The organism is Mycobacterium sp. NS-7484, assembly GCF_001953975.1.
Taxonomy (GTDB): Bacteria; Actinomycetota; Actinomycetes; order Mycobacteriales; family Mycobacteriaceae; genus Mycobacterium.
This window is the reverse complement of sequence record NZ_MBEJ01000081.1, coordinates 53,621-62,892: the sequence shown is the minus strand read 5'-3', so window position 1 is coordinate 62,892 and position 9,272 is coordinate 53,621. Positions and strand designations below refer to the sequence as shown.

Below are 9,272 nucleotides of genomic sequence, written 5' to 3'. Positions count from 1 at the left end.
CGGTGGGGTCGTTGAGTGCGGTGGCGATGTACTGGTCGCCGGTGGCTATGGCGCGTACCGCTTCCATGAGGCCGTCGACCCCGAAAACCTTGACGTCGGTGCGGTTGTTCTCGGTGAGGACCTGCAGGGCGCCCAGGGCCATGTCGTCGTTCTGGGCGTAGACACCCTTGAGGTCGGGGTGCGCCTGCAGCAGATCCTGCATCGCGGTGACGGCCTTGGAGCGGGTGTAGTCGGCATACGGCCCGTCCACCACGGTGATGTTGGGCTGCGCCGCCACCGCGGCCTTGAAACCGTCGCCGCGGTCACGGGCCACCGCGCCGCCGGCGTCGCCCTGGATCTGGATGATCTTGCCGCCCGCCGGGCCCAGCGTGTCGACGGCGGCCTTGCCGACCAGCTCGCCCATGGCCTTGTTGTCGCGGCCGACAAACGTCGCCGCCCCCTTCTCGACCGGTCGATCCACGGTGACGACCTCGATGCCGGCCGCCTCGGCGGCGACCAACGACGGCGTCACGCCCTTGGGGTCGACGGGGTTGATCACCAGCACGTTGACCCCGCGCGTGATCAGGTCCTGGACATCGTTGTTCTGTTTGGTCACATCGCCGTTGGCGTCGGCGTAGAAGAATTCGTGTCCCTGGGATTCGGCCTGCCCCCGGGCCGCATCGGTGAGCCCGACGTAGAACGGGCTCTGCTGGGTCGCCTGACTGAAGCCGATCTTCACGGGCCCGTCGACTACCGTGTTGGTGCTTCCGGCGGAGTTGTCGCCGGGTACCGAGCAGCCGGTCGAGGCCATCGCCATTGCGGCGCCGAGCGCGATTCCTGAGAGGGCTTTTGCGAGTCTCACTGTTCCTCCTAGCTGTGCGCGATCGTGACGGGGCCCGCGCATGACGTCCATCACGTTAGGAACCAAGATGTAGCCGCGTCAACATATGCGCATAACTTTGCTCATATGAGCAGCCGCTGGCCGTCCGACCCGCGTGAGCAGCGGTTTTTCGCGCTGGGTACGGCGTGAGACGTGCGGCTCGTCGGCGGTCCGCCGATACTGGACCGCATGGCCGACTCCAGTGATGTCGCACTCGAACCGATCGGATCGGTACACCGCACGCCGGTCGGCCGCGAGGCCACCGAGCCGATGCGTGAGGACATCCGGTTGCTCGGCGCAATCCTCGGGGACACCGTGCGCGAGCAGAACGGCGCTGAGGTCTTCGACCTGGTCGAGCGCGCTCGCGTGGAATCGTTCCGGGTCCGCCGATCGGAGATCGATCGTTCCGAGCTGGCGGATCTGTTCTCCGGCATCGACGTTCGCCGGGCCATCCCGGTGATCCGGGCCTTCACCCACTTCGCGCTACTGGCCAACGTCGCCGAGGACATCCACCGGGAGCGCCGCCGGGCCGTCCACGAAGCAGCCGGCGAGCCGCCGCAGGACAGCAGCCTGGCCGCGACGTACCGCAAGCTCGATTCGGCCGACCTCGACGGGCCGGCGGTGGCCGCCGCCTTGAGCGGCGCGCTGGTGGCTCCGGTGATCACCGCTCACCCCACCGAAACCCGGCGCCGCACCGTGTTCGACACCCAGCACCGGGTCACCGAGCTGATGCGGCTGCGCCTGCACGGGCAGACCCACACTCCCGACGGCCGTGATATCGAGGTCGAGTTGCGTCGCCACATCCTCACGCTGTGGCAGACCGCGCTCGTACGGCTGTCCCGGCTCAAGATCTCCGACGAGATCGAAACCGGTCTGCGCTATTACCCGGCGGCGTTCTTCGAGGTGATCCCACAGGTCAACGCCGCGGTGCGGACGGCGTTGCAGGCCCGCTGGCCCGATGCACAGCTGCTGGAACAACCGATCCTGAGACCGGGAAGCTGGATCGGCGGTGACCGAGACGGCAATCCGAACGTAGACGCGGCCGTGGTGCGGCTGGCCACCGGCCGGGCCGCCCATGTGGCCTTTGCGCACTACTTCGCCGAGATCACCGCTCTGGAAGAAGAACTGTCGATGTCGGGGCGGCTGGTCGCGGTCACTGACGGGCTGATGGCGCTGGCCGATTCCTGCCATGAGCCGGCCCGAGCCGACGAGCCCTACCGGCGGGCGCTGCGGGTGATCCATGCCCGGCTGACCGCCACCGGTCGAGAGGTCCTCGACGAGCAGCCCGAACACGAACTGGATCTGGGGCTTGATGCCTACCGCACCCCGGAGGAATTCCTGGCCGATCTCGACACCGTCGACGCGTCACTGCGTGTCAGCGGCAGTGCGATACTGGCCGACGATCGGATGGCCCGGCTGCGAGAAGCCGTGCGGGTCTTCGGATTCCACCTGTGTGGCCTGGACATGCGGCAGAACTCCGAGGTGCACGAGCAGGTGGTCGCCGAGCTGTTGGCCTGGGCCGGTGTGCATCCCGATTACGCCTCGCTGCCGGAGTCCCGCCGGGTGGAAATTCTCGCCGGTGAGATCGCCACTCGCCGACCGCTGATCGGCGACGGCGCCGAGCTGTCTGAGCTGGCCCGTAAGGAACTCGACATCGTGGCCGCCGCGGCCCGGGCGGTCAGCGTGTTCGGAGCCCAAGCCGTGCCCAACTACATCATCTCGATGTGTCAGTCGGTTTCGGATCTGCTTGAGGTCGCGGTGCTACTGAAAGAGGCCGGCCTGCTCGATGTTTCGGGAGCGGCCCACGGCGGACAGGTGTTCGCGCCCGTCGGCATCGTGCCGCTCTTCGAAACCATCGACGATCTTCAGCGGGGAGCATCGATCCTGGAGTCGGCACTGGAGCTTCCGGTGTACCGCGGCATCGTCACCGCGCGTGCTCAGCATCAGGAGGTGATGCTGGGGTATTCGGACTCCAACAAAGATGGCGGCTACCTGGCGGCGAACTGGGCGCTGTACCGGGCCGAACTGGAACTCGTGGAGGCGGCCCGCCGGACCGGGATCAGGTTGCGGCTCTTTCACGGTCGAGGCGGCACCGTCGGCCGCGGCGGCGGGCCCAGCTATGACGCGATCCTGGCTCAGCCGCCCGGAGCGGTGCAGGGTTCGTTGCGGATCACCGAACAGGGCGAGGTGATCGCCGCCAAATACGCCGAACCGCGGATCGCCCACCGCAACCTCGAGACGTTGTTGGCCGCGACGCTCGAATCCACCCTGCTCGACGTCGAGGGGCTGGGGGATGATGCCGAGCCGGCCTACCGGGTGCTCGACGAGCTGGCGGCCCTCGGCCGGCGGGCGTATGCCGAACTGGTCCACGAGACACCGGGATTCGTCGAATACTTTCAGGCGTCGACCCCGGTCAGCGAGATCGGGGCGCTCAACATCGGCAGCCGGCCCAGCTCCCGCAAGCCGACCACGTCGATCGCCGACCTGCGGGCCATTCCGTGGGTCCTGGCCTGGAGCCAGTCCCGGGTGATGTTGCCGGGTTGGTACGGCACCGGCACCGCGTTCGAGCAGTGGATCGGTGGCGACGAGTCCCGGCTGGCGGTCCTGCAAGATCTCTACGCCCGGTGGCCGTTCTTCCGCACCGTGCTGTCGAACATGGCGCAGGTGATGGCGAAGTCGGATCTTGGCCTGGCCGCCCGGTATTCGGAACTGGTGGCCGACGAAGAACTGCGGGCCAGGGTGTTTGACAAGATCGTGGCCGAGCACGGCCGCACGATCGCGATGTACAAACTCATCACCGGTCAGGAGGATCTGCTGGCCGACAACCCGGCCCTGGCGCGCTCGGTGTTCAACCGGTTCCCGTATCTCGAACCGCTCAATCATCTGCAGGTCGAGTTGCTGCGCCGATACCGCGCGGGTGACGCCGACGAGTTGGTGCAACGCGGAATCCTGCTCACCATGAGCGGATTGGCCACCGCGCTTCGTAACAGCGGCTGAGCCGCCATCTCGGGGATTACAGGTGGGCGCTCGCGCGGATTCGGTTGACCATCCCGCGAACCGCGTTCTCCGTCGCGGCCAGCGGCGACATCACCGCCTCGCCGATACCCACGATCGCCTCGACGCGGTCCACGATGGCTTCCAGGCGGTCGACCACACCGATCAGCCGAGGCGCGAGTTCGTCGATCCGCGTGATGGTGTCGTTGAACCGATCGAGGGTGGCATCCAGACCTCCGGTCGACTTGTTGAGATCGACCAGGGTATTGCTGAGGTCGGTGAGCAGGGTGTCGACCTGTTCCACCGTCATGTCAGCGTTGAGCGCGGCCTGCGTCAGTGTCCGAATCCGCTGCCGTCCCGAGGCCGGGCGGGCGCGGCCGTCGCCTTTGTCTGCCATGTCACACAGTATGGCGTGCGGGTCTCACCTGTCGGTCACAACGTGCGGATCACATTCGATGGTCTCGACTCCCGCGTCGTGCAGATGCTCGCGCCAGGCGTCGTCGAGCTGGTTGGTGACCAACACGTCGACGTCGGTCCAGGCCAGCGATCCGGCGATCGCGCTCTGTCCGACCTTGGCGGCGTCGGCGAGGATCGCCACCCGTCGTCCCTGTCGGGCCATCGCCGAGGCGATTTCGGCGTCGGGCAGGCTGTTGAACCGAACGCCCATGTCGAGATCGAGCCCGTCGCAACCGAGAAACGCGATGTCCACGCGTAATTGGGCGATCGCCGCGGTTGCCAGCGGGCCGCTGGTGCCGAACGACGAGGCGCGCAGGGAACCCCCGATCACGTGTACCTCGAACGAGGGCACACTCGCGAGCCGCTCTCCGATGTTGAGCCCGGAGGTGGCCATCCACAGCGGTTGCGCTCCGGAGGCGAGTTCCTCGGCCAGCGCCAGGGTGGTGCTGCCGTCGTTGAGCAGGAGCGACGAGCGAGGCTTCACCATGGCGGCGGCGGCCACCGCGATCGCGCCCTTGTCGCGAGCGTTGCGCCGCCGCCGCAGATCGAAGGCCTCGTCGAGGGTGCTCGACGCCGCCGCCCGCGACGCGCCGCCGCGCACCCGTTTGACGAGGCCGCGTCGCTCGAGGGCCGAGAGGTCTCGCCGGATCGTCGGCGTGCTCGCCCCTGTCGCACGCTGCATGTCTTCCAGAGACGCGAACGGTTGACGCGACAGCAGGTCGAGCAGGTGCGCGTGACGCTCCTCGGCATGTTGTTCCGGCACAGCCCAACACTGTACTGAGAATCAATTTCGATCACACTATTGATGTAGATGATCGATTGTGATTCGATCTCTTCTTGTTATCGCACGCAGCGGAGGTTTTTGTTGTCAGTCAAGCCGTTGACGCACCGCGGTCCGGTGACCCGGGTGTGGGCCGGGATCGACCAGGGCACCACGAGTACCCGGACCAACCTCTACGACGACGCCGGCAATTGCGTGGCCACGGCCCGTCGCCAGTCCTCGACCACCCATCCGTTCCCGGGCTGGGACGAGCAGGACGGCAATGCGTTGGTCGCGGCGATCGAGGAGACGCTGCGCGAGGCACTGGCGTCGGTGGCCGGGGCGGAACTGGGCGGCATCGGCCTGGCGAATCAGGGCGAATCGATCATCGCCTTCGACCGGCGTACCGGGGAACCGCTCTCGAAGGCAATTCTGTGGTCGGACCGCCGTGCCGGTGCGGTTGTCGAGCCGATGCTCGGCACGGTAGCTGCCACGCGAATCGCACAGGTCACCGGTCTGCAGCTGGACCCGTACTACTCGGCGGCCAAGATCGCCTGGACGCTACGCAACGTGCCCGAGGTGGCCGCTGCGGCCGCAGCGGGAACACTTGCGATCGGAACGCTCGACGCGTTTTTCATGTTCCGGCTGGCCGGGGGCGCCTTCGTCACCGATCCGTCGACGGGTAGCCGAACGCAGTTGATGGATCTCGACCAGCTGCAGTTCGACCAGGACTGCGCTGCGGCATTCGGCATCGATCTCGATCTGCTGCCGTGGATGGTCAACACCGTCTTCGACGAACCGCTGCCGACCACACTGGGCGCGCCGCTGTACGCCAGCGCCACCGATCAACTGGCCGCGATGGCCGCCCTCGGCGCCGTCTCTCCCGGCGACACGAAAATCACCTATGGCACCGGGTGTTTCATCGACGCGAACGTCGGTCCGAGCCCGCGGCGGCCCGGCCACGGTCTGATGCCGACCTACGCGTGGGCCATTCCAGGGGAGCCGAAGGCATGGGCGGTCGAAGGTGGGGTGTTCAGCGCCGCGACGGCCGTGGACTGGCTGGTCGGGCTTGGCCTCGCCGACGATGCTTCGCACGTGGGTGAGCTCGCCGCGGCCTGCGCGGCGGCGGCGGATTTCGACCTGCGGATGGAACATCCGTTGTTCTCACCGAGTTTCACCGGGATCGGCGCGCCGTGGTGGCGTGCCGATGCCGCAGGCGTGTTCGCTGGGCTCCGGGCATCCACCGATCGGCACGATCTCGCCTTCGCCGTGCTCGACGGGATCGCCCACCGGGTTGCCGACGTGGTCGATGCCGTCGACGCCGAACTCGGCGCCGTCGCCGGGCTGCGCGCTGACGGGGGACTGAGCGTCAACGCGGCGCTGATGCAACGGCAAGCAGATCTGTGCGGCCGGCCGATCGCCATCGCCGATCATCACGACAACACCGCCGCGGGCGCTGCCGGGCTGGCGGCGATCGGTGCCGGTGAACTCGACTTGGCCGGCCTGGCCGCGCGGGCCAGGTTCACCCACACCGTGGAACCGAAGCTGAGTGACCGATACCGCACCGTCGAGCGGGCCCGGTGGAACGAGTTCATCGGGGCGACAAGGGCTCTCGACCCACCGGTATTGAACCAGGCTGCCCGGGGGCAGGACGGTGATCGGAAGTGATGAGTACACAGCACTATGACATTGCGGTGATCGGAGCCGGGGTGATCGGTGCGGCGATCGCCGCCGAGCTGTCCCGCCACTCGGTGCGGGTCGTGTGGTTCGAGGCGGCCCATGATGTTGCCGAAGGTGCCAGCAAGGCCAACTCCGCCATCGCCTGCAGCGGATACGACATGCCGCCGGGAAGCCTGGAATCCGACCTGATCCGGCAGACCAGCCCGCACTGGGAAGAGTTGTGCCGCGCCCTGGACGTACCGTTTTCCCGAATCGGCGCGTTGTCCCTGGCGTTTGACGACGAGGACGGTGAATCGCTGAATCTCCTTGCCGCTCAAGCCGGCGAAGCCGGCATCGACGTCGAGATGGTCGACGGTGCCGCTCTGCGCCAACTGGCGCAGACCGCGGCACCCGCTGCCACCAAGGCGCTCCACGTTCCAGCCGAGGGGATCATCGATCCGATCCGGCTGACGATCGGTTTGGCGAAACTGGCTGTGCTCAACGGGGTCGAGCTGCGCCGCTCGACACCGGTCACCGGATTCTGGCATCACGCATCGGGGGAGATCAGCCATGTCGTGACCTCCTCCGGCGCATATGCCGTCGGCGCGGTCGTCAACGCCGCCGGGGTGAACGCGGATCTGATCACCGAAGCGGCTGCCGCGGAGCCGTTTACGATGTGGCCCCGCAAAGGTCAGTTCCTGCTGCTCGACCGCGCGGTGGGGCATTCGGTACCCAAGATCATGTGCACCGCACCCACGCCGCATACCCGGGGAATCTACGCGGTGCCCACCACGAACCGGACTGTCCTGGTGGGGCCCACCGCGGTGGACGGACAGGATCGTGCGGACAAGGCCACGGACGGGGACACCCTCGATCAGGTGTGGGAACGGGCCAGACGACTACTGCCGCCCGGTATCCGCCGCAGACACGTGACCAAGGTGTTTTCCGGTCTGCGTCCGGCCAGTGACCGCACCTACCGGCTCGAGGTGTCCCCGAAGGTGCCGAACCTGGTGCATGCCGCGGGAATCCGCTCCACCGGCGTCTCTGCGGCTCCGGAGGTCGCGCGTTATGTGGCGAACCTCGTTTCCGCCGAGATCCTGGCGCTCAAGCCCAAAAGCCGAGTTACCGAATCGATTCCGGTACTCGATCGGTTGGCTGAGCTGGACACCGACACTGCGGCCGGCAGGTTCGTGAGCGCACCCGGTGCTGCCCCCGATCAACACCCCATGGTGGTGTGCGCGTGTGAGCACGTGACCGCAGCCGAGATCGCCGCGGAATGCCGGGGGCCGGTGCCCGCGACATCCGTCGACGGAATACGTAAACGCACCAGGGCGACCGCCGGACGGTGTCAGGGCGCGTACTGCGCGGTGGGCGTCAGCTTCATCCTGTCCGCAGCCACCGGAGAACAACCTGGTGAGGTTCGCCAAGGCGAACCCGGATCGCAGTGGGAGACCGATGCCCGATGAGCACTGTCCGACCCCGCATCGCCATCGCCGGCTCGGGTCTGGCCGGCCTGCACTGCGCCGTGAACCTGGCGTCGTCGGCCGAGGTCACCGTCTACGAGCGGCTGCCGGTCCCCGGCGGTGAACACTGGGAGGACGGCGAACACCACGCCCTGGTACGTCAGGCGCGGCGCGGCGGCGTCCGATTCGCCGCGGGCACCCAGGTGGTCCGATGGGAAGGTGATCGGCTGCTGGCCGTCGGCGAAGGAGGCGGGATCGCCGCTGCCGACGCACTCGTCGTCGCCACCGGTCACCGGCCTCCTACCCGCGCCGAACTACGGATCGACGGAAACCGTTGCGCCGGAGTGGTACCGGCCACGCTGGCGCTACACCTGCTCCAACAACAGGTCGATCTGGGTCATCACGTCGTCGTTGTCGGCGACTCGGACTGGGCGGCCGAGTGCATCGCGCTGATGACGGCGCAGCAGGACCACGCCTCGATCGTATGGGTCGGTGCCGCGGCCCGGCCCGCACACCCGAGCGTGACGGTGCTGCCGGATGCCAGGGTCACCGCGACCCATGGGATGCCGAGGATCACCGGGGTCACCGTCGAATCCGCGCCGGCCGTCGAGCAGGTGGTCTGCGACTGCTTGATCCTGGCCGGTCCGGCCGTGGCGTACCGGAACATCGACGGTGCCGTCCTGGACGACGAACCTGCCGTGTTCGCCCAACGACACCCCGAAACCACGGACAGCTCCGCACGGATCGGCCTGTTGGCGGCCCGACACGCGCTCGCCGTCGGCCGGGCCGCACCCCACACCCACATACCCGTGCTTCCCAGGATTGGACTGCCCCGATGAAAGTAACCTCGCCCGTCGGCGAATTCCCCTACACCTTCGAGCGCATCCGGATCGACGGCATGCGCATCGTGGCCGAGGGCCGGATGGGGACGTGGCCGGCACGCATCGAAGTCGGTGTCTCCGACATCCCCGCGGCGATCCGTGGCGGTATGGCGGCCGCTGCGCTCGGCGCCGCCCTCACCGTCGGGGCGCGCCGGTACCGAAATCGTAAGCAGCTCAACCCCTAGACCCCACTCCGTCCG

At 67.7% G+C, this 9,272-nt stretch carries 8 protein-coding genes; 5 read left to right on the top strand and 3 right to left on the bottom strand.

What is annotated here, in order from left to right; translation table 11 throughout:
• Positions 1–841 (bottom strand): substrate-binding domain-containing protein (locus A5733_RS14610; protein ID WP_233152694.1); only part of this gene is annotated, 841 nt, incomplete at its 3' end.
• Positions 842–1,048: 207 nt separating this feature from the next.
• Here A5733_RS14610 and ppc point away from each other — a divergent pair.
• The gene (gene ppc / locus A5733_RS14605; RefSeq protein WP_076240642.1) at positions 1,049–3,856 is read left to right on the top strand and encodes a phosphoenolpyruvate carboxylase; all 2,808 of its coding nucleotides are present in this window, start codon (positions 1,049–1,051) and stop codon (positions 3,854–3,856) included.
• A 16-nt stretch (positions 3,857–3,872) separates the two neighbouring features.
• Here ppc and A5733_RS14600 read toward each other — a convergent pair whose 3' ends face one another.
• Together A5733_RS14600 and A5733_RS14595 are read right to left on the bottom strand one after the other, a co-directional pair.
• A complete protein-coding gene (locus A5733_RS14600; protein ID WP_067763689.1) occupies positions 3,873–4,250 on the bottom strand; it encodes an ATPase in 378 nt (125 codons plus the stop codon).
• Between the two features lie 24 nt (positions 4,251–4,274).
• Positions 4,275–5,072 carry a DeoR/GlpR family DNA-binding transcription regulator gene (locus tag A5733_RS14595; RefSeq protein ID WP_076240632.1) on the bottom strand — a complete coding sequence of 266 codons (798 nt, stop codon included), beginning with the start codon at positions 5,070–5,072 and terminating at the stop codon, positions 4,275–4,277.
• A 102-nt stretch (positions 5,073–5,174) separates the two neighbouring features.
• Here A5733_RS14595 and A5733_RS14590 point away from each other — a divergent pair, with 102 nt between their 5' ends.
• The 4 genes from A5733_RS14590 to A5733_RS14575 are packed head-to-tail and all read left to right on the top strand — an operon-like array spanning position 5,175 to position 9,257.
• On the top strand, positions 5,175–6,737 hold the full coding sequence (locus tag A5733_RS14590; protein ID WP_233152693.1) for an FGGY family carbohydrate kinase: 1,563 nt from the start codon (positions 5,175–5,177) through the stop codon (positions 6,735–6,737).
• A complete protein-coding gene (locus tag A5733_RS14585) occupies positions 6,737–8,194 on the top strand; it encodes an NAD(P)/FAD-dependent oxidoreductase (RefSeq protein WP_076240640.1) in 1,458 nt (485 codons plus the stop codon). The genes A5733_RS14590 and A5733_RS14585 overlap by 1 nt, the downstream gene beginning before the upstream one ends.
• Positions 8,191–9,030: an FAD-dependent oxidoreductase gene (locus tag A5733_RS14580; protein ID WP_076240631.1), complete on the top strand. Its 840-nt coding sequence runs from the start codon at positions 8,191–8,193 to the stop codon at positions 9,028–9,030. Before A5733_RS14585 ends, A5733_RS14580 begins: the two co-directional genes overlap by 4 nt.
• Positions 9,027–9,257: a hypothetical protein gene (locus A5733_RS14575; RefSeq protein WP_076240630.1), complete on the top strand. Its 231-nt coding sequence runs from the start codon at positions 9,027–9,029 to the stop codon at positions 9,255–9,257. Before A5733_RS14580 ends, A5733_RS14575 begins: the two co-directional genes overlap by 4 nt.
• Positions 9,258–9,272: the final 15 nt, after the last annotated feature.

Coding starts and splice junctions, on each gene's coding strand:
- A5733_RS14585 (WP_076240640.1), top strand. CDS start 6,737: ATGAGTACACAGCACTATGACATTGCGGTGATCGGAGCCGGGGTGATC.
- ppc (WP_076240642.1), top strand. CDS start 1,049: ATGGCCGACTCCAGTGATGTCGCACTCGAACCGATCGGATCGGTACAC.
- A5733_RS14575 (WP_076240630.1), top strand. CDS start 9,027: ATGAAAGTAACCTCGCCCGTCGGCGAATTCCCCTACACCTTCGAGCGC.
- A5733_RS14600 (WP_067763689.1), bottom strand. CDS start 4,250: ATGGCAGACAAAGGCGACGGCCGCGCCCGCCCGGCCTCGGGACGGCAG.
- A5733_RS14580 (WP_076240631.1), top strand. CDS start 8,191: ATGAGCACTGTCCGACCCCGCATCGCCATCGCCGGCTCGGGTCTGGCC.